This window comes from Bartonella sp. AP88HLJMH (assembly GCF_042195605.1).
Taxonomy (GTDB): Bacteria; Pseudomonadota; Alphaproteobacteria; order Rhizobiales; family Rhizobiaceae; genus Bartonella.
Window position 1 is genome coordinate 82,249 of the sequence record NZ_JBHIOR010000005.1, and the last position, 20,070, is coordinate 102,318.

Sequence of the window (20,070 nt, forward strand, 5' to 3'; positions counted from 1 at the left end):
CATAGGGCTCTTTAAATGTAGAGACTTTAAAAAAGTAAACAAAAAGGACTCAACCGTTTTTGTTGAGTCTTTAATGTTTAACAATAAAACGAAATTAATGATTAGATCTTTCAAATTCACGCAAGAGTTTATTTCCACGTTCAACGGTCTCATCTAAACCATCTTTCGGCGTTTTTGAACCACTAAGAACAGCTTCCAACTCTTGATCAAGAATGGCACGAATTTGTGGTAAATTACCAAATCTTATCCCTTTTGAGTTAACTGTTGGTGGATTAAGATTAATCTGTTTGATAGCTATATCCGCACCTGGCGTTTTTTCATAGAAATGTTGTTTTTTGCTCAATTCATAAGTCGCTTTTGTGGTTGGGAGATAACCTGTTTCCTGATGCCATTTTGCTTGATTTTCTGTTTTTGAAAGAAATTTAAGAAAAGCGGCTGCCCCAGCATATTCCTTTGGAGTATGGCCCTTAAACGCCCAAATAGAAGCTCCCCCAATAACTGAATTTTGTGGTGCTCCTTCTGTATCCTTATAGTACGGTAGCATACCAACCCCCACATTAAACTGAGCTTCAGAAACAATTCCAGCATGTGATCCTGAAGATTGCATAAAAATTGCACAATTTTGTGCCATAAACATTGGTGTTGAATCTAATGCACCTGCTGGACCACCATAACGGAAAATACCTTGATCAGACCACTTTTTCAGGTCAGTCCACATACGCACTTGTAAAGGTCCATTAAATGTAAGTTCTGAATCAAGTCCTTTAAAGCCATTTTCCTTCGTTCCAAAAGGAACATTATGCAACGCTGAAAAATTTTCTATACCAATCCATTGAGCGGCATAAGCCATTGTAAAACCACAAGTTGCCGCTTTAGTCTCAAGAATTTTCTTGGAAAAGTTTTCTATATCTTGCCACGTTCTAGGAGGCTGTTCTGGATCAAGCCCTGCTTTTTTAAAGATATCTTTGTTATAATAAAGGATGGGTGTTGAAATATTAAATGGCATAGAGACAATACGTCCCTGTTCATCGGAGTAATAACCACTAATAGCAGGGAAATAATCTGTAGGATCAAATTCTTGTTTTGTATCAGCCATAAGTTGATAAAATGGGTAGATTGCGCCTTTTGCAGCCATCATAGTTCCAGTACCAACGTCATAAATTTGAGCAAGTACTGGCTGTTTCTTTCCACGAAATGCTGCAATGAGTGAAATCAATCCCTCTTCATATTCACCGCGAAATGAAGAAACAACTTTATACTCAGATTGACTTGCATTAAAATCGTTAATGAGACTTTCAGTTTGCTTTCCTAATTCACCACTCATAGAATGCCAAAAGCTGATTTTTGTCTGTGCAAAACTTTCTGTCATCCCCGCTGTGGACATTATGATAGCAACCGTGGCCGCTATGGAAAGATAAAAACGACTCATGCTTCACCCTTTCTGAAGTGATGGAATACAAACTACCCCTAAATTTATAGTATTACACATGAACATGCTATGACAGTTTTATTTCAGAAACATATTCTCTCATTTAAACAGGAACCACCTAAAGGTCAAATGAATTTGTTTAAATTTATTTATTTTCTTTTATAAGCTTTCTTATGTATTCACGAAATACGCGTTTGTAACTATCTGAAAAAAGTGAGATGGCTTAAATAAGAAAAGTCACTTGGTAAAAAGATATAGATCGTAAATATCATTTCAATGACTATTTTAATATCTGGATTTACTTTTTTAAAAAGAATTGTTTATTCTTTTATTATTTGTCTTATAACTTTCGGCTTATAACTTTAACACGATGTTGCTACTGAATTTAAAGAAGAGACAAATAGAATTTTCTTAAAATTAAGAAAATCATTTTGAAGCGCTTAATAGTCTCTTTCCCTGTAACAAGATCACACCCCTCACGCAAAACAAAATGACACTGTATAACCAATTTCCATGCTGTTAAAAAATCTTTCAATACATCTACATTTCATGATAGCACCTATAAAATAAGCCCTAAAGCCTCTCCATTAAAGTATATAAGACTTTTTGTATGCCATCATTTTTACACTTCATAAAAGTACAAAACGACATCATCATGTGCGATCCTAATGCTTCAACAAATCTTGCATTTAAAATACGTTAAATGAATATTTTTATTCTTTTCTCAATCATTTTTTATCCACACACCAACCCTGCTTGTAATGTACAAACGAATGATTTTGATTGATTCATTGTAAAAATATTTGAAATAAGAGAATCTTACGTATTAAGGTCTCTTACTCACATGAATAAAATATTAATTATGATTATAAATCAATGTATTATTGTCGTATATTAGATAATTTTTCTTCTTTCATTACGCTAACTTTATGAAGATATATAGTTCCTTTTGTGTTGATGTATTTTTACCTTTGTGCACACAATTGCAATGCGAGATCAGGTTGATCTGTCGTAATATAATGTACAGGCATATCAAGCCAATATGATAACCGAGCTTTTCCATTAATTGTCCATACCCCTACAGTAAAACCAGCCTCAAGAGCTGATTCAATAAAGTTCTGTGAAACAATAGAGCCATCTAAACTTAGATCAGAATAACCTAATTGCTTCCATTCAGAAAAATGACGGTACATATCACCTTCGAAATTATCAACACATGGACCAGATGGTATTCCTGCTTCAATAAAAGGACGAAGGATAAAAGGATCAAAACTAATTGCAGAAACCCGTTCTGATAAATTTCGGCTTTTTATTAGTGCAAGCGCTTTTTGGGATAATATTGTTTCACGCTCCACTTCACCACATGTTTTGATTTCAAGATGCAACGCAACATTCGTTGGTGCTAAAAGATCAAGCACTTCTTCTAATAAGGGAGGTGCTTCTTGGCTTCCTTTTATGCAGAGTTGTTTGCGTGTTTCATTATCAATGTCGTGAATATACCCCTTTTTTCCAACCAATTGGTCTAGACGGAAGTCGTGAAAGACAACCACTTCACCGCTTTTTAGCAAATGAACGTCGCATTCAACTTCATCAACACCTAACGCTATAGCATTATTAAATGCCGAAAGGGTATTTTCAGGATAAAGATGAGCTCCTCCACGGTGTGCAACAACTTTTTTCTCAGACATGCAAAATCCCACACTTCTCAATTTTAAACGATATTGACGTACAGATTGCCAGATAAAAGCTTATATCATATGAAAATACACAATCATTTTTAAATGATTTTTTCTACACTTTTCGAATATCAAACCCTCAGTCATATTTTATTCTTAAAAGACTTATCCTTCATTTTAATTATTCCCATTCAATAGTACTAGGAGGCTTTGAGGTTACATCATATACAACACGATTAATCCCTCTAACTTCGTTAATAATACGTGCTGCTGTCTTACTTAAAAACGCCATATCATAAGGATAAAAATCAGCAGTCATTCCATCTACAGATGTGACGGCGCGAAGAGCACAAACAAATTCATAAGTGCGACCATCCCCCATAACACCAACAGTTTGAACTGGAAGAAGAACAGCAAAAGCTTGCCAAATTTCATCATAAAGACCGGCCTTACGGATTTCCTCAAGATAAATAGCATCTGCTTCGCGTAAAATTTCTAATTTTTCACGTGTTACAGCACCTGGACACCGAATTGCAAGGCCGGGACCTGGAAAAGGATGGCGACCAATAAACTGCTCCGGTAGCCCTAACTCTCGTCCTAGCGAGCGAACCTCATCCTTAAAGAGCTCACGTAACGGTTCTACAAGTTTCATCTTCATCTGTTCTGGTAGCCCCCCCACATTATGATGGCTTTTAATGGTTACCGTTTCACCAATAGCAGACACACTCTCAATAACATCTGGATAAAGTGTTCCTTGTGCTAAAAACTCTGCACCTCCTATTTTTTTCGTTTCTTCTTCAAAAACTTCAATAAAAAGGCGACCAATTGTTTTGCGTTTTTTTTCTGGATCTGTCTCACCTTTTAAAGCATTAAGAAACACATCAGCAGCATTAACGTGAATAAGCTCTATATTATAATGATCACGAAAGAGCGTGAGAACTTCTTCAGCTTCATTCTTGCGCATCAGCCCATGGTCTACCAAAATACATGTCAGTTGATCTCCTATAGCTTCATGAAGGAGTACCGCTACAACAGATGAATCCACTCCCCCTGAAAGACCACAAATCACACGACTTTTCCCAACTTTTTGTCGTATCGTAGCAATTGCCTGCTCACGATAAGAAGCCATTGACCAATTGCCTTTAATAGCAGAGATCTTATGAACAAAATTTTGCAAAAGTTTTGTACCATCCGGTGTATGGATAACTTCAGGATGAAACTGTACCGCATAAAAATATCTTTTCTCATCAGCAATAGCCGCATAGGGAGCTCCTTTTGAGGTTCCTATGACACGAAAACCTTCTGGTAAAGCTGCCACACGGTCACCATGGCTCATCCATACTTGATAACGAGAACCTTTTTCCCACACTCCATCAAAAAGGGCACTCTCTTCTTGAACTTCCAAAAAAGCACGCCCAAATTCACGCTCATGTCCAGCTTCAACCTTTCCTCCAAGCTGAACACACATGACTTGTTCACCATAGCAAATACCCAAAATCGGAACACCCGCCTCAAAAATTTCCATTGGAGCACGCGGAGAGCCCTCATCAATAACGGAATAAGGACTCCCTGATAAAATAATAGCTTTAGGATTTATGCGGCGCACAGCTTCTAAAGCCAATTGAAAAGGAGCAATTTCACAATATACCCCCATTGCTCGTACCCGTCGTGCAATAAGTTGTGTAACTTGTGAACCAAAGTCAATAATAAGAACAGTGTCTGGATGTGATATGCTCATAGAAAACCAATCAACAATTGTAAAAGAAAACTCATGAGAGTTATGATTTAATCTTTCTCTTTTCACAAGCCTGTTTTCTTAAGAAAAAGATTATTCTCGTAAAGTTTATGATAAAAAGTGTAAGAATATGGATCAATGTTTTTTTTGCAACACAGATAAAAAGAACCCATCTGTTTGTGTTGTGGCTGGCGACAAAGTAAGTCCATAATTTGAAAAAACTGGTTGCACAGGAGAAAAACTAAAATGTTTCTGCCAAAGCGCTGGCATATCTATTGGAGAAAAATGAGAATGTTGTTGAAGGAAATGGGAAATTTGTTCCTCATTTTCATCTGTAAAAAGAGAACAGGTAATATAGATTAAGCGCCCATTTGGCTTAAGATAAGCTATCGCTTCATTCAAAATATCCCTCTGTTCTGTTTGGCGTTGTTTCACTTGTTCTAATGTTAAACGCCATTTCGCATCTGGACGACGACGCCATGTTCCTGTTCCACTACATGGTGCATCTAGTAGAACTCTATCCATCTGGCCTATTAATGGCTTCAATTCTTCTTTTTGTGCTCGTGTTTGTACATTACGAACACCAGCGCGTCGAAGACGATCAAAAATAGGAGCTAAGCGCGCTTTATCGGAATCATAAGCATAAATTTGCCCACGATTGTTCATATCGGAAGCTAAAGCTAATGTTTTGCCCCCAGCACCTGCACAATAATCTAATACCTGCATGCTCTCTTGCGCTTCCACAAGGTGAGCAACAATTTGAGATCCTAAATCCTGTATTTCAAAGTGTCCTTTTTGAAAAGCTGGTTCCACTTGAACATTGGGATGACGATTAAACTTTTCAATCGGTGCAATTCTTAAAGCTTGCCCAAACCATGGAAAAGATTTAAGTTTGGTTTTTGCTAATTCTTTCAGCACCTTTTCTGGTGTTGCCTTTAGGTTATTTACCCGTAGGTCTAAAGAAGGACGCGTTGCTAACGCAGCCGCTTCAGTGATCCAATTATCACCAAATAAAGGACGCAGATGCGCTTGACACCATTGCGGAATATCACCACGAATATAGTCTGGAGCATCCACTAATTGCTGACCTTGCCACGATTTACGCTGTTTAGCCCCTAATAACTGCGGTGCAAACCGATCTTCTGTCAACTCACCGTCAATTTGCTCCAGCGTCATTTTTCCAGAATCTAATAAGGCACCAAAAACGATATCTCGGATATCATCACTCTCCATACGCCATTGTAAAGAATAACGTCGTCTTAAAACATCATAAACGATTGTACCAATAGCTGCACGATCACCTGCTCCAGCAAAGCGATGAGAAAGACCCCAATCCTTTAAAGCTTCTCCTACTGGGCGATGCTTCATTTCTATCTCTGTGAGAACATCTATTGCTGCTTGCAAACGCCCACCTAATCGCATTCATTTCTCCCATTAAAATAATAAAATTTTAAATCATCTAAAAAATAATATTATCGCCTTCTTGCCAATGAAACCTTCTCAACGCCATAAAAAATTTACATTCAATCTTAAAACGATCTGATCATACTTTTTTATAAGATCCAATTTAGAGTATCTAAATTTTTCCTTTCATCTTCTGCCCATTCGTTTTTTATCCTTCTACCTCTTATACTAAAAGATACGTAGCCATCCATAAAAAACTTATTTCCGCCATGCATTACGAAAAAAACAAACTCTTTAATTTATTGGCGTAAAATAAAGTTTACGAGGATTGTCTGAACAATAGAAAAAATCTTCTCATAAAATTAAACAAGCTCATCTTACGTTCAACAAAAAATTAACTTTTTAGAAAATGCTTGGAACCACTATTTGGCATGACCGTTTTTACTCTAATGGCAACTGCCAGACAATTTTAAAGGAGAAAATAATGACTTATAATAATGGAAAAACAACTTCGTCTAAAAGCCGTCATAATACAATGCCCTCAAACAACGGAAAGAAATCCGTCCAAAGTGATCAGACAAACACTCGCCAACGTGCGTCAAAGACTGGACGGAAGACAACAAAAAGTTAATTCTAATTTTATATAACTTATTTCATATAGTCTTAACAGAAAGAATTAGAGTTTTAACCTCTAATTCTTTCCTTTTTGGGATTATTACACCAAATTACAAACAGAAAAAAGCGCAGTCTCTCTTTCTTGTTCTCGGAAAATTTTATATTTATGCAATATGATATTAGGCTCTTGTATCTTTAAACTGGCCCACGATAATTTGGACTCTCTCGTGTGATAGAAACATCATGCGTATGACTTTCATGGAGTCCCGCATTCGTAATACGTACAAACGTTGCTTTTTCACGAAACTCTACGAGATCTTTTGCTCCAACATACCCCATCGAAGCACGAAGTCCACCAGCAAGCTGATGTAGAACTGATGCTATAGGACCTTTATAAGCCACCTGCCCCTCCACACCTTCAGGAACCAACTTAAGTTCATCACGAACATCATCTTGAAAATAGCGATCTGCCGATCCTCGTGCCATAGCACCAACAGATCCCATGCCGCGATAAGCTTTAAAGGATCGTCCTTGGTAAAGATAAACTTCGCCAGGACTTTCTTCTGTACCCGCTAAAAGAGAGCCAATCATAGCAGCACAAGCCCCACCTGCTAAGGCTTTAGCAAAATCACCCGAAGCTTTTATCCCCCCATCAGCAATAACGGGAATGCCCACTTTTTCAGCAACTTCTGCAGCATTCATAATGGCTGCAAGCTGAGGAACACCAACACCTGCAACAATTCGCGTTGTGCAAATAGAACCAGGACCAATCCCAACTTTTATAGCATCCGCACCACTGTCAATCAAAGCCTGTGTTGCTTGAGCAGTCGCCACATTACCAGCAATAATAGCTGGAGAAAACGTCATTTTTTTAATACGCTCAACAGTGTCTAATACACGCTGAGAATGTCCATGTGCAGTATCAATTACTAGAATATCAACGCCTGCATCAATTAATCGTTCAGCCCGCTCAAACCCATCGTTCCCTACACTACTTGCAGCTGCAACACGCAAGCGACCTTGTGAATCTTTGGCAGCGTTTGGATTTAATTTTGCTTTTTCAATATCCTTAACTGTTATCAGTCCGACACAACGATTCTGTTCATCCACAACTAATAATTTTTCAATACGATGATAGTGTAAAAGATACTTCGCTTCATTGAGTTGAACATTTTCACGCACTGTGATTAAATTTTCATGCGTCATTAATTCATAAATTTTTTGTTTAGGATCCGATGCAAAACGCACATCCCTATTTGTCAAAATGCCAACAAGCCGTCCAGCAGTTTCACCTTTAGCACCATTTTCAACAACCGGAATACCGGAAATACCATGAGAGCGCATCAAAGATTTTGCTTCTTCAAGTGTTGCATCTGGTCCAATGGTGACTGGATTAACAACCATACCAGATTCAAACTTTTTTACTTGACGAACTTCTTCTGCCTGCTCTGCAGGAGACATATTACGATGAATAACCCCAAGACCACCAGCTTGAGCCATAGCAATTGCCAAACGCGATTCTGTTACCGTATCCATTGCCGCAGAAAGCAATGGCAAATTGAGCTTAATATCCGCTGCAATGCGCGTACTGAGATCCACTTGACTAGGCATAACAAGAGAATGACCGGGTTGTAAAAGTACATCATCAAAAGTCAGTGCCAATGCACCTGTCCCCGTTTCAACAATCTTTGCCATATCAAAATTCCTTTTATAATAAAACACCGCAAGAAGCTTTAAAATACAACTGCGGTTCTCATACATGGTAGATTGGCAAAAAATTATGCCATGCTACAAACAAAATGAAAAGAAAAATAAATATTTTTTTTAAGTGTGGTTTATAAAAATTTACAATTGTGATTCAATAGGTAACCAACTTATTATTTTTGCAAATGCGCGACGCCAAAAATTGCTTTCTGGCTCATAGTCAATGCTATATTTTTTTTCATTTTCAATAAAATCCCAATAAATACGATTATTATCACCAAGACGCAGATGATAGCTCATTTCCCCTGTGGTTTCTTCAGAAAACAACAAATCTAATCTTGCTGTAATGGGAGCACATTCAAAAAGAATGCCCATTTCTGTATTTAATGATGCTGATCTTGGATCAAAATTTAAAGATCCAATAAAAGCTGTTTTACGATCAATTAAAAAAGCTTTGGCATGTAAACTTGCCTTACTCGATCGAAACAATCGTAACCCATGAGTATTGCCTTCCGCTTTTAATTCATAAAGATTAACACCACTTTTCAACAATGCCTTACGATAAGGTACATAACCACCATGCACTAATGCTACATCAGTAGCTGCTAAAGAATTTGTCAGAATTTTGACATCAACACCCTTTGAAACCAAATTACTAAAATTCTGCGTGCCAACCTTACCAGGAACAAAATAAGGTGACGTAATCTGAACCGTTTTTTGGGCATTTCCAATAACCTTTGAAAGTGCCTTCATAAGCCAATTACTTGCTTTTTTACGCAATGCTTTTTCTGGAGGGTCAGAAAGAACAACAACTTTGTCTGCTAAAAATAACCGCTTTCCTGTTTGGATAAAACAATTAAAGTTAATGTGCTCTTTGACATAATCTAAATAAACTTTTGCAACTTTGGAATCACGAAACTTTCGTAATTTATCTTTCCAATAGCTAAGATCACTTGCGCTTTTAGGAACAACCAAAGTATGAATTGGCAAAACAACAGCACTATTCCAAAAATCATCAAAGATACTTTCTACCTTTTTAACAGAAGGACCGATTAACATCAAATCTAAATCTCGAAAATGGGATTCTTTACCAGCATCAAAATAAGAATCTGCAAGATTACGTCCTCCTACAAAAGCGACCCTGCCATCAACAATAAAAGCTTTATTATGCATTCTACGTGTTACAGTAATTGCCCGTAATATAATTTCTAAACCACGGCGTAAACCACCTTTACGCGATCGCCCTGGATTAAACATTCTCACCTCAATGTGAGGATGTTTATCTAGCGCAATATAAGCTGGATCACGTGCCTGAGCATTAATATCATCCAAAAGAAGCCGTACCCGAACCCCTCGATCAGCTGCCTCAACTATTTCACTTAATAATAGGCGCCCCGTTAAATCATCATCCCAAATATAATACATCAGATCAAGGCTACGCCCAGCCTCTGCAGCTCCTATTGCACGAACACAAAACGCATCCAAATTGCTGATAATGAGAGAAAGGGCATCTTTATCAATCCCCAATCCATTTTCTTTCTCAGCTAATTGACTGACGATACGATCAAGCTTAGTTTCATCTTTCTGAAGAGGTAACGCATAAGAACATTGCCCCCTAGCATTTTTCACAAAACGCCCATAGGTGTAGATTGCCAACATAGATGCAATAAAAAAAAAGAGGACAAAACCAATAACAATCTGTAAAAGAGTCAAAGAGGGCAAACTTTCTATTTTAAACTATCACATCATCAGTAATGCAAACAATAACACTAATCACTTTATCTTAATCGTATAGCAGGTAAAATGCCACTTCTTGCTTAAGAGAGTATAAATTTAATATTGATGATACAAAAATTTTAGCGGTAGTATTTAAAAGTTTTTAAAAATGCTTCTCTGTTTTAATAAATGTAAACTTAACTAAAATTGTATAAATTGAAACAAACGATTAAAATAGTCACATAAAATTTATATTTGATTTAAATCAACAAAATCATCCTCTATAGATAAATTTTATAATAAATGATTGTTTTCTTCAGCTTTCCCCCACGGACTTTATCAAAATTCACTCTATTTTTTGAAACGCATGCTTGTCATGAAGAGAAATTTGTTATGAATTTTATTTTCGTTCTTGATTTCTTATTGCTCTCAATTCTTCCATTTTTCTATAAAGTGTAGAGCGACCAATATGAAGGCGACGCGCAATCTCACTCATATGTCCTTTATAATGTTTAATCGCTTTCTCTATAATATCATGCTCCATTTCTGCAAAAGTACGTACATGCCCATCAGTATTCAAAAATTTTATCGATTCTTGCTCATTATCTTCTTGCATATTACCCTCAATGATATTGGGAACATTCATTAATGAATTTCCCATTAATTGCGGAAAGTCTCGAACAGTTAATAACGGTCCTTCACTGAGTAAAATCGCACGAAATAAAAAGGTTTCAAGCTCATTTCTATTGCCAGGCCAATCATACTGCATAAGCAAGGAAAGAGCAGAGCCTGCTAAACCATGGACATGTGATCGCCCTGTTTCTGTGATAATGCGATCAATCAAACGTTGTGTGATTTCTGGAAAATCATCCCTTAATTCTCGTAAAGCAGGAACGCTAATAGACAAGTGAGAAAATTGTTCAAACAAACTATGCAAAAAAAAGTTCTCATTAACCAAGTCCTTTAAACGCGATGTTGAAATAGCGATGATCCGAAAAGGAAAAAAATCTCCTTTTGTATCCCTTTCCCTTTCTTTAAGGTAATGAGCAAACCGTTTTTGCTGTATGGGCTCAAGTCGATCAATATCACAAAGGCAAAGTGTCCCTTTTTCAAGAGAAGAAACCAATGGTAGGAATTCTTTAAACCACTGCTGATTTTCTTCTTCTGGATCAACGATGGCTGAACATTGAAAGCGAACAAAAACACCCTCCGAAAATAATCCCTCATGATGAATAATCCGAGCTAATGTCTCACGTCCTGTTCCAGCTTCCCCCTCTATCAAAAGATTCTGTAAAGAAGTTGCTGCTTGTCTCGATTGTTCTAACACTATCTGCATAGCTCTACTTTTTACGCAAAGATCAGAAAACCGTAAATGATTCTCTTTTTTTCGCCGAATATCTCGAACCTCATGCTCCAAGGCAGAAATAAGAGCAAGGATATCCAACGTAACTCTTACGCGTAATAATGTTACTGGATGGATCCAATAATCAATAGCTCCAGCTGTTAAAGCTTTCTGGAGTAAATGCTGATTCTCTTGTTGTGCTATAACGACAATAGGAACAGAAACACCAGCAACTCTAATCATTTTAATCAAATCGCTCACACTCAAATCACTCATAACGACATCAAGGAGTGCAAGCACAATGTTTTTACGCCTGTGTAAAAGATCAATCGTACGGAGACCATTTTCTGCTTCAATGACACGATAACCAAAACCTCGCAGCATAGAAGAAAGTTCTATACGTCTTCCATAATCTTCACTCGCAACAAGAATGGGACCAACCATAATGTTAATAATCTCCTTTGAGACTACTTAGCAGCTTAATATAAAAATTGTTGTAAACCATAAGAAATATTTTACCTCTTGTGTTTCACTTACGAACTTCATCAAGCTGTCAATTAAATACAACATTAAGGCATTTTTTTCCATTTTTTTGCTTTTTCATTGATTTTTATCAAATTTTTCATATTGACTCATGGGGTAATTTAATAATGTTATAGAAACTAGAGAGCAAAATAATCTAAATAGAGTGCAATAAATGAAACATACCTATCATATTTTATGTCTTACAATTACCGCCTTGCTGTTAAGTGCCTGTAACTTTTCGCGATATTATAACTCAAATATGCCAACTGGAATTGATGGAAAATGGGTTGATGAGAATGGTATTATTTCTTCTTTCCACAATGGTGTTTTTGAAACGCATGCAGCAGATACAAAAGAAAAACTATCAGAAGGAGCATATAATTATCTCAATGCCCAAAATATAGAAATTGAAATACGCTCTATTCTCCGTGGAACAATTTCTAGAGTCAATTGTACAATGTCATATGACGCCACACAACTTCTCTGCACCTCACATACAGGAGCACAGTTTTTCCTTAAGCGGAAATCTTAAACAAAGTACAAGGGAAACCTCTCTTAAGAACAGAGGGAGCACACACATTAAGCAGGAGGCGATATCCTTTCTCCTCCTGATAGAAAATCCTCTCTAAAATACGCAAAGAGGCTAGTATAATCTTTACCCTGAAAATTTTCTAAACATTATGAAATGCGTAAAATAATTATTTTCTTCCACAAAATATCAGTAAAGCCACCTCACAATAAAATTGTAACTTTGTATCATTCAATCTATTTCAACCTAAAATAACATTTTATTTGATAGGGAAGCTTAATCTAAGCAGCGCCAATGCGCAAAAGATCATGAAAATGAACAATTCCTATCGGTTTTTTATCTTCAACCACAAAAAATGCACCAATCTGATGATCATTAATAAAAGCTGTTGCTGCACCAACAAGTGTATTTGGCTTTACAACTTTAGGAGCTTTGGTCATCACCTCGTCAACATTAAATTTTGATAAATTAAAATGAATGTTACGTGCAAGATCGCCATCAGTTACAATTCCGATTAGTTCACCTTCTTGATTCACAACACCAACACAACCAAAATGTTTTTCCACCAAAACATTCATCGCTTCAGTCATAGCTGTTCCCTGCATAACCAAAGGAATATTATCACCCTCATGCATAATATCACACACGTATTTAAGGCTTGCACCAAGGGAACCACCAGGATGATATATTTTGAAATCCGTTGCGGTAAAACCACGCATTTCTAAAAGAGAAACCGCTAATGCATCTCCCATTGCCAATTGCATAATTGTTGAAGTTGTAGGCGCTAAACCATGGGGGCAAGCCTCTTCTATCTTTGGTAATAATAGTACAATATCAGCTTGTCGTCCTAACACAGAGTGCTTACTTGATGTCATCGCAATAAGGGGGATACGAAAACGCGCAGCATAACTTATAATACCACTTAACTCTTGAGTTTCACCAGACCATGATAAAGCAAGAATAACGTCATCAGAGCCAATCATACCAAGATCACCATGATTGGCTTCTGCAGCGTGAACAAAAAAGGCAGGTGTTCCAGTTGAGGCTAAGGTTGCTGCAATTTTTGTCCCTATATGACCACTTTTTCCAAGACCAGTAATAACCACATGTCCACGAGCATTTCTAATAGTTTGAACAGCCGCTTCAAAAGAAGAAGAAAGACTTTCCAGAAGAGCTTTTTCAAGAGCTTCAAGCCCCTGCTTTTCACTAGCAAGTGTTTTAAGCGCTGATGCTACTGCACCTTGCAAAGCCATATGAGGAGACGGTATTGTCATAATCAAATTCGATCAATAAAATTAAGCGAGAGATCTATATCACTTTTCGACATTAATGGTTTCTAGTAAATTTTTCAATGAAGCAGAAACGTGGCTGTGCATATCAGCGCGTGCCAAAGAAAATGCAACGTTGGCTTCAATAAAACCAGCTTTAGAACCGCAATCAAAAGTGCGCCCTTTTACTTGCAAACCCCAAAAATCTTGCTCATTTGAAAGCCGTATCATAGCATCTGTTAATTGAATTTCATTTCCTGTTCCCCGTTCTTGAGTGGAAAGAATATTAAAAATTTCTGGCTGCAAAATATAACGTCCATTGATGTACAAATTTGATGGTGCCGTACCTTGTGCTGGTTTCTCTACCATTTTTGTGATTTCAAAACCATTTGCAATCTGTTTGCCTTTCCCAACAATACCATATTTATGTGTTTCTCTAGGATCGCATTCCTGAACTGCTATAATATTTCCCCCACCCACCTTTTCATAAAGGCTCATCATTTCAGAAAGACAGCCCTTTTTCGCTTGTATCAACATATCCGGTAATAACAAAGCAAAAGGTTCCCCTGCAACTAATTCACGTGCACACCAAAGAGCATGCCCTAATCCCAAAGGTTGTTGTTGCCGAGTGAAAGAAGTTGACCCTGGTAATGGCTGTAAACGGTATAAATGTGCAAGATCTTCTTTCTTTCCACATTCAGCAAGTGTCGTATATAATTCAACTTGCTCATCAAAATAATCCTCAATAACGGCTTTGTTACGTCCAGTTACAAAAATAAAATGCTCAATACCAGCTTCCCTCGCCTCATCCATAACATATTGAATAACAGGTTTATCAACAACTGTTAGCATTTCTTTAGGAATCGTTTTTGTCGCAGGAAGAAAACGCGTACCAAGACCTGCTACTGGGAATACTGCTTTCCGGATTTTACGCACACTCACCCTCCTCAATGAATTCATATAACTTTTTTGTTTTATTTATCATATGTTTTTACGAAATGGTAAAAAAGATATCTTATTGTTTTGATTATCATTATAATGAGCAATAAAAATGTAAAAAGAGTCTGAGAATTTATTGAAGGGATTAAAACGTATTATTTATTTCAGTTTTTTCCTCTTCTTGATCATATTATCGATTAAACTAAATACAAAATAAAGTTATTGCACATCTAATGAATTGAATATTAATGGGGATTTCAAAATGCAAAAAACAGAATTGAAGACTTTCTCTTTTTTAGAGAAGTCAATAGCTTGGAGAACTCTTCTCACTGGATCTGCCGTTATTTTTTCTGCTTTTTTAATGTTTTTTGCACCCCTTTCATATGCTGATAGCGGATTTAAACACTGGATTAAAGAATTTAAAAAAATAGCTATTGCTCACAATATTACCCCCTCTACGTTTCATATGGCGTTTAAAGGTGTTAATGCCATTGATCCAGAAGTTCTAAAAAGCGCCGCATACCAACCGGAATTTGTTGCTCCTTCATGGAACTATTTCGATAATCGTGTCCATGATATTGCAATTGAGGAAGGACGACGCCAAACTCAAAAATGGAACAAATGGCTTCTTCAAATTGAAAAACGTTTTGGTGTTGATCGCAATATTCTGCTTGCTATTTGGTCAATGGAAAGCAACTATGGGAAGGTTTTAGCTAATAAAAGTGTAATGCGTGATACCATTCGCTCTCTTGCAACTTTAGCCTATGCTGATAAAAAACGTGCAAAATATGCATATACACAGCTGATTGCTGCTATGAAAATTCTACAAAGTGGCGAAATTAAACGCTCTCAACTCACTGGATCTTGGGCCGGTGCATTGGGGCATACACAATTTATTCCAAGCAGTTATCTCGCCTATGCAGTTGATATGGACCAAGATGGACGGCGTGATATCTGGAACTCTGTTCCAGATGCTCTGGCTACTGCTGCTAACCTTCTCCACAAAAATGGCTGGCAACCTAATCTTATTTGGGGAGTAGAGGTAAAAGTGCCGCAGAGGAAAACCCTTCCTGAAGGCTGGTATTCCTTTGAACAATGGAAAAAATTAGGTGTAAAACACGCAAATGGGCACCCTCTTCCTACATCAGCTGAACAAGCAACATTAAAATATCCAGATGGAGCAAAAGGACCTATATTTTTAGTCACAAAAAATTTCTTTGTTCTGAAACATTATAATAATGCAGATCGTTATGCGTTTGCTGTTGGCCTTCTTGCTGATCGCATTGCTGGACATCCTAGATTGGTGCATAATTGGCAAAGACCTTTTCAATCTATTACTTTCCAAGAATGTAAAGAACTGCAATCGCGCTTAAAGACACTGGGCTATTATAAAGGGAATGTTGATGGAAAAATCGGAACAGCCTCTCGCGAAGCAATTAAAGCTTTTCAACTGCGTCACGGTCTAAAAGCAAATGGATATCCATCATCTCAAGTGCTTTTTCTCCTTCGCAAACAATAATGGAGAATAAGGTTTTGTCTCTTTCTCGCCTGATATACTTGACATTATTGCTGTTTTCACTTTCTATTGTGGGGATCTTACAGCCATCCCCAAGTAAAGCAACGAACTTCTTCAAATGGTTGTCACAACAAAACAAACAGACACAGCAGCCACCGCAAATTATAGAACAAAAAATAGACAAGCCGCAAAAAAAGATCGTAACACAAAAAAACATACAAAAGCTAAAAAATGAGAATGCAAAGCGCATTCTTGTCATAGGGGATTTTGCAGCTTCTGCTGTTGCTGATGCACTTAAGAAATTTTTTATAAATAATAGCGATATCGTTATCATGAACAACACAATGCCAGCTTCCGGCTTAGTTCGAACGGATTATTATTCTTGGCAAAGCAATATTTCTAAACTCATTGATCAAAATAGCCCCGATGTTATTATCATGATGATCGGTGCAAATGATAATCAACCCATCACAGACTCTCATAACATGATTAACACAGATCAGTCAGAATGGATACGCATCTACAAACAAAGAATTATCGAAATTACTGAAAGTCTTCACGCCTCTGGAAAATCATGGATATGGATAGGTCAACCTTCTTTTGGAAATGACCTTTTGACACAAAAAATGAAAATTTTTAATGCGCTCTATAAACAAGAAACAGAAACAGCAGGAGGGTATTTTCTCGATATCTGGAGCGGCTTTAGTGATGAAGAAGGAAATTTTTCTTTTTCAGGCTATGATATTAATGGAAAAATAACCAAATTACGCACCAATAATGGCATGCATTTCACCCCTGAAGGAAAGAAAAAACTTGCCTCTTATTTAGAAAAAACATTGAAAAATATTTCAAATTTTTATGCCTTTTCTCATGAAAATTCTTACTCAACCGATCAAGTTATTCAAAAACTTATACAAGAATCAGAGAATCAAGAGCGGAGTAAAATTATGCGTCAGCCTCCAATGAGCCTCGATGATATGGCACAAAAAAACACTCACCTTTTAGGCAAAAGAAAGTCAAGTTTTATAAAAAAATCATGGTTTCCACCAAATGGGCATCAAAAAGATCGAGCTGATAATTTTTCTTTTCCATAATGTCTATTTAAAATACAAAATCTATTTTCCTCTATAAACAAAAAGCGAATAAGATAAAAAACTCTGTTTACAGAGCTATAATGAAGAGAAAATTTGCATAAATCGCAACTGTACCTTTCGAATAATATGAAAACGGCATGGTGTTAACCATACCGTTATATCTTATAGTCCACGTTTGTTAATCATTGCCTCTGGTAAAGGCATTCGTCCCCGAAAAGCTTTATAAAGCTCCTCTGGATCACGACTTCCTCCAGCGGAGTAAATAAAACGTTTCAACTTATCAGCAAGCTCTGAATTAAAAACATCTCCCGTTTCTTCAAAAGCTTGAAAAGCATCAGCATCAAGGACTTCCGACCACATATAAGAATAGTAACCAGATGCATAACCATCCCCCGCAAACACGTGCATAAAATGTGGGGGACGATGACGCATAATAATTGTATCAGGCATTTGCAACTTTTCTAATTCTTGGCGTTCAAACACTGTTGGATCAGTGACTATTTCGCCTTGATGAAAAGCCATATCCACTAAAGCTGATGAGATAAATTCAACGGCAGAAAATCCTGCATTAAATGTCTGTGCTACTAAGACTTTATCTATCAACTCTTGTGGCATAGGATGGCCTGTTTTTGTATGTATAGCATAAGATTTTAATATCTCTGGTACTGTTAACCAATGTTCGTAAAGTTGAGAAGGTAGCTCAACAAAATCACGTGAAACAGATGTTCCCGACACAGATGGCCATGTGACATCAGAAAGCAAACCATGCAATGCATGTCCAAATTCGTGGAAAAGCGTACGTGCATCATCAAGTGATAAAAGAGCAACTTCCCCTTTAGGTGGTTTAGCAAAATTACAAACATTGTAGATAATAGGCTTTTGTCCGCCATCCAATTTATGTTGTGATTGCAAACTACTCATCCACGCACCGGAGCGTTTTGAAGAACGTGCAAAATAATCACCAATAAAATGCCCAAGTAGACTTCCATCAGACTTTTTTACTTCCCACAAACGTGCATCAGGATGCCAAAGTGTAACAGCGTTTTTTTCTTCAAATGTAATGCTAAAGAGTTTTTCGGCTACCCCAAAAGCCGCTTTAATCATAAGATCAAGCTGAAAATAATATTTAATCTCAGCGCTATCGAAAGAAAGTTTTTCAGTGCGAAGCTTTTCAGCATAATAACGCCAATCCCAAGCAGCTAAAGATTCATTGCTGCCCTGATTGTTGGCAAAATTTTGTAAGTCAATTTGCTCAGTAGAAGCTTTCGCTCTTGCGCGCTTCCATACAGGCATAAGCAAATCCATAACGGAATCAACACTTTTAGCCATAGTATTATCGAGCTTCAAATCTGCGAAAGATTTATATCCCAATAATTTAGCCTGCTCATCTCGAAGCGCAACAATCTCTACAATAATTGTTTTATTATCATTCTTGTTATTATTTTCACCACGTTTAGCCCAAGCTTGGAATGCAACCTCACGCAAATCACGACGATCAGAGAATTTTAAAAAAGGTTCAACAATCGAACGTGCTAGTGTTAATGCATACGCTTTTTCATTGCCTCTTTCACACGCAATTTCCTTCATTGAAGCAATGAGATCTTGCGGTAAACCAGATAAGTCTGTTTGTTTTAAAAACAGAATCCATTCAGCTTCATCATTTAAGACATTTTGTCCAAAAGTAGCATTTAAAAAAGCAAGTCTTTCATTAATTTCCAAAAGCCGTTTCTTAGCTTTTTCATCGAGTTTTGCCCCATGACAAACAAACTTTTTCCACCATAATTCAAGAACACGTGTTGTTTCACTCTCAAATGTGCCCAACTGCGACTGTTTATAAAGCATATCTATTTTCGCAAATATCCGCGCATCCATCATCATTTTTGAAGAATAACGAGAAAGTTTTACAACGAACTCTTGCTCTAGCTGTTGAATTAATACATTCGTATGAGCACTGGTGCGTAAGAAAAATATTGAACAGACACGATCAAGCGCTTTGCCGCAAAGCTCAAAAGGCTGCAAAAAATTCTCAAGCGTTGGTGGTTCTTGCACCATCGCAATTGCCTCTAGTTCTTCTTCTGCTTCTTGAAGTGCCTGTTCAAAAGCGGGTTTAAAATCTTCGTCACTTATAGAAGAAAAATCAGGAAGACCTAAAAATCCCTTCCAGTCCAGCACTGCTGCTTTTGTCATAATACTTTATGTCTCCATTATAAATTTAAACTGTAACAATTATCTTTACGACACAAATTGATAACATACTAAAACTATTTCGTGAGTTTCAAAACTACCTTTCAAAACCCTATTGAATAAAAAACCTGAAAATCGTAAAGTTCTTTCATTCAAACCATATTATATTGAAGCAATAAAGATTATTCGCTCGCACATCACAATAGAATTGCATATTAACAAAAACACTTGGAGAAAAGCATAATCTCCACTCTTTATAAAATATTGCTTTAGATTCTTTTGAAAATCGCAAACTACATTAAAGAAATGATGGTAAAATCAGAACTGATTTTTACATTTACGTTTTTATATTATCCTCAAATTAAGCTGTATTCTCGTTTTAGTGATTCAGAAA

General features: G+C 36.9%; 14 protein-coding genes. 4 read left to right on the plus strand and 10 right to left on the minus strand.

The features are described 5' to 3' along the window. Window positions 1-94: 94 nt before the first annotated feature. From ugpB to ACFIMA_RS03985, 4 genes are all read right to left on the minus strand, one after another. Entirely contained in the window at window positions 95-1,429 is a 1,335-nt protein-coding gene (gene ugpB, locus ACFIMA_RS03970) for a sn-glycerol-3-phosphate ABC transporter substrate-binding protein UgpB (RefSeq protein WP_375618067.1), read from the minus strand. A gap of 965 nt (window positions 1,430-2,394) precedes the next feature. Continuing rightward, a complete protein-coding gene (locus ACFIMA_RS03975; RefSeq protein ID WP_375652497.1) occupies window positions 2,395-3,117 on the minus strand; it encodes a glycerophosphodiester phosphodiesterase in 723 nt (240 codons plus the stop codon). A 169-nt stretch (window positions 3,118-3,286) separates the two neighbouring features. After that, the gene (gene guaA / locus ACFIMA_RS03980; protein ID WP_375693118.1) at window positions 3,287-4,843 is read right to left on the minus strand and encodes a glutamine-hydrolyzing GMP synthase; all 1,557 of its coding nucleotides are present in this window, start codon (window positions 4,841-4,843) and stop codon (window positions 3,287-3,289) included. Window positions 4,844-4,975: 132 nt separating this feature from the next. After that, complete coding sequence (locus ACFIMA_RS03985) at window positions 4,976-6,262, minus strand: RsmB/NOP family class I SAM-dependent RNA methyltransferase (RefSeq protein WP_375627664.1); 1,287 nt, start codon at window positions 6,260-6,262, stop codon at window positions 4,976-4,978. 466 nt (window positions 6,263-6,728) lie between these two features. On the opposite strand from ACFIMA_RS03985, the gene ACFIMA_RS03990 reads away from it, so the two are divergent. Further along, window positions 6,729-6,875, plus strand: coding sequence for a hypothetical protein (locus ACFIMA_RS03990; protein ID WP_273722522.1), 147 nt, complete (start codon window positions 6,729-6,731; stop codon window positions 6,873-6,875). 179 nt (window positions 6,876-7,054) lie between these two features. Here ACFIMA_RS03990 and guaB read toward each other — a convergent pair whose 3' ends face one another. The 3 genes from guaB to ACFIMA_RS04005 all read right to left on the minus strand — a co-directional run bounded on the left by guaB (window position 7,055) and on the right by ACFIMA_RS04005 (window position 12,065). Further along, entirely contained in the window at window positions 7,055-8,554 is a 1,500-nt protein-coding gene (gene guaB, locus ACFIMA_RS03995; RefSeq protein WP_375632274.1) for an IMP dehydrogenase, read from the minus strand. A gap of 150 nt (window positions 8,555-8,704) precedes the next feature. Further along, on the minus strand, window positions 8,705-10,276 hold the full coding sequence (locus tag ACFIMA_RS04000; protein WP_375632273.1) for a phospholipase D family protein: 1,572 nt from the start codon (window positions 10,274-10,276) through the stop codon (window positions 8,705-8,707). Window positions 10,277-10,679: 403 nt separating this feature from the next. Next, window positions 10,680-12,065 (minus strand): sigma-54-dependent transcriptional regulator, encoded by a 1,386-nt coding sequence (locus ACFIMA_RS04005; RefSeq protein ID WP_375611848.1) that lies wholly within the window; start codon window positions 12,063-12,065, stop codon window positions 10,680-10,682. 253 nt (window positions 12,066-12,318) lie between these two features. Between ACFIMA_RS04005 and ACFIMA_RS04010 the strand changes: the two genes are divergently transcribed. Continuing rightward, complete coding sequence (locus ACFIMA_RS04010; protein ID WP_375652496.1) at window positions 12,319-12,678, plus strand: hypothetical protein; 360 nt, start codon at window positions 12,319-12,321, stop codon at window positions 12,676-12,678. 278 nt (window positions 12,679-12,956) lie between these two features. Here ACFIMA_RS04010 and ACFIMA_RS04015 read toward each other — a convergent pair whose 3' ends face one another. Together ACFIMA_RS04015 and ACFIMA_RS04020 are read right to left on the minus strand one after the other, a co-directional pair. Beyond that, window positions 12,957-13,949, minus strand: coding sequence for an SIS domain-containing protein (locus ACFIMA_RS04015; RefSeq protein WP_375652495.1), 993 nt, complete (start codon window positions 13,947-13,949; stop codon window positions 12,957-12,959). Window positions 13,950-13,988: 39 nt separating this feature from the next. Further along, window positions 13,989-14,879 carry a UTP--glucose-1-phosphate uridylyltransferase gene (locus ACFIMA_RS04020; protein ID WP_375613281.1) on the minus strand — a complete coding sequence of 297 codons (891 nt, stop codon included), beginning with the start codon at window positions 14,877-14,879 and terminating at the stop codon, window positions 13,989-13,991. Between the two features lie 265 nt (window positions 14,880-15,144). Here ACFIMA_RS04020 and ACFIMA_RS04025 point away from each other — a divergent pair, with 265 nt between their 5' ends. Beyond that, window positions 15,145-16,401: a lytic murein transglycosylase gene (locus ACFIMA_RS04025; RefSeq protein WP_375652494.1), complete on the plus strand. Its 1,257-nt coding sequence runs from the start codon at window positions 15,145-15,147 to the stop codon at window positions 16,399-16,401. A gap of 14 nt (window positions 16,402-16,415) precedes the next feature. After that, window positions 16,416-17,492 carry an SGNH family hydrolase gene (locus ACFIMA_RS04030; protein ID WP_375652493.1) on the plus strand — a complete coding sequence of 359 codons (1,077 nt, stop codon included), beginning with the start codon at window positions 16,416-16,418 and terminating at the stop codon, window positions 17,490-17,492. Window positions 17,493-17,654: 162 nt separating this feature from the next. Here the strand turns inward: ACFIMA_RS04030 and ACFIMA_RS04035 are convergent, their stop codons facing one another. After that, complete coding sequence (locus ACFIMA_RS04035) at window positions 17,655-19,679, minus strand: M3 family metallopeptidase (RefSeq protein WP_375693117.1); 2,025 nt, start codon at window positions 19,677-19,679, stop codon at window positions 17,655-17,657. Between the last annotated feature and the right edge of the window lie 391 nt (window positions 19,680-20,070).

Coding starts and splice junctions, on each gene's coding strand:
- ugpB (WP_375618067.1), bottom strand. CDS start 1,429: ATGAGTCGTTTTTATCTTTCCATAGCGGCCACGGTTGCTATCATAATG.
- ACFIMA_RS03975 (WP_375652497.1), bottom strand. CDS start 3,117: ATGTCTGAGAAAAAAGTTGTTGCACACCGTGGAGGAGCTCATCTTTAT.
- guaA (WP_375693118.1), bottom strand. CDS start 4,843: ATGAGCATATCACATCCAGACACTGTTCTTATTATTGACTTTGGTTCA.
- ACFIMA_RS03985 (WP_375627664.1), bottom strand. CDS start 6,262: ATGCGATTAGGTGGGCGTTTGCAAGCAGCAATAGATGTTCTCACAGAG.
- ACFIMA_RS03990 (WP_273722522.1), top strand. CDS start 6,729: ATGACTTATAATAATGGAAAAACAACTTCGTCTAAAAGCCGTCATAAT.
- guaB (WP_375632274.1), bottom strand. CDS start 8,554: ATGGCAAAGATTGTTGAAACGGGGACAGGTGCATTGGCACTGACTTTT.
- ACFIMA_RS04005 (WP_375611848.1), bottom strand. CDS start 12,065: ATGGTTGGTCCCATTCTTGTTGCGAGTGAAGATTATGGAAGACGTATA.
- ACFIMA_RS04010 (WP_375652496.1), top strand. CDS start 12,319: ATGAAACATACCTATCATATTTTATGTCTTACAATTACCGCCTTGCTG.
- ACFIMA_RS04015 (WP_375652495.1), bottom strand. CDS start 13,949: ATGACAATACCGTCTCCTCATATGGCTTTGCAAGGTGCAGTAGCATCA.
- ACFIMA_RS04025 (WP_375652494.1), top strand. CDS start 15,145: ATGCAAAAAACAGAATTGAAGACTTTCTCTTTTTTAGAGAAGTCAATA.
- ACFIMA_RS04035 (WP_375693117.1), bottom strand. CDS start 19,679: ATGACAAAAGCAGCAGTGCTGGACTGGAAGGGATTTTTAGGTCTTCCT.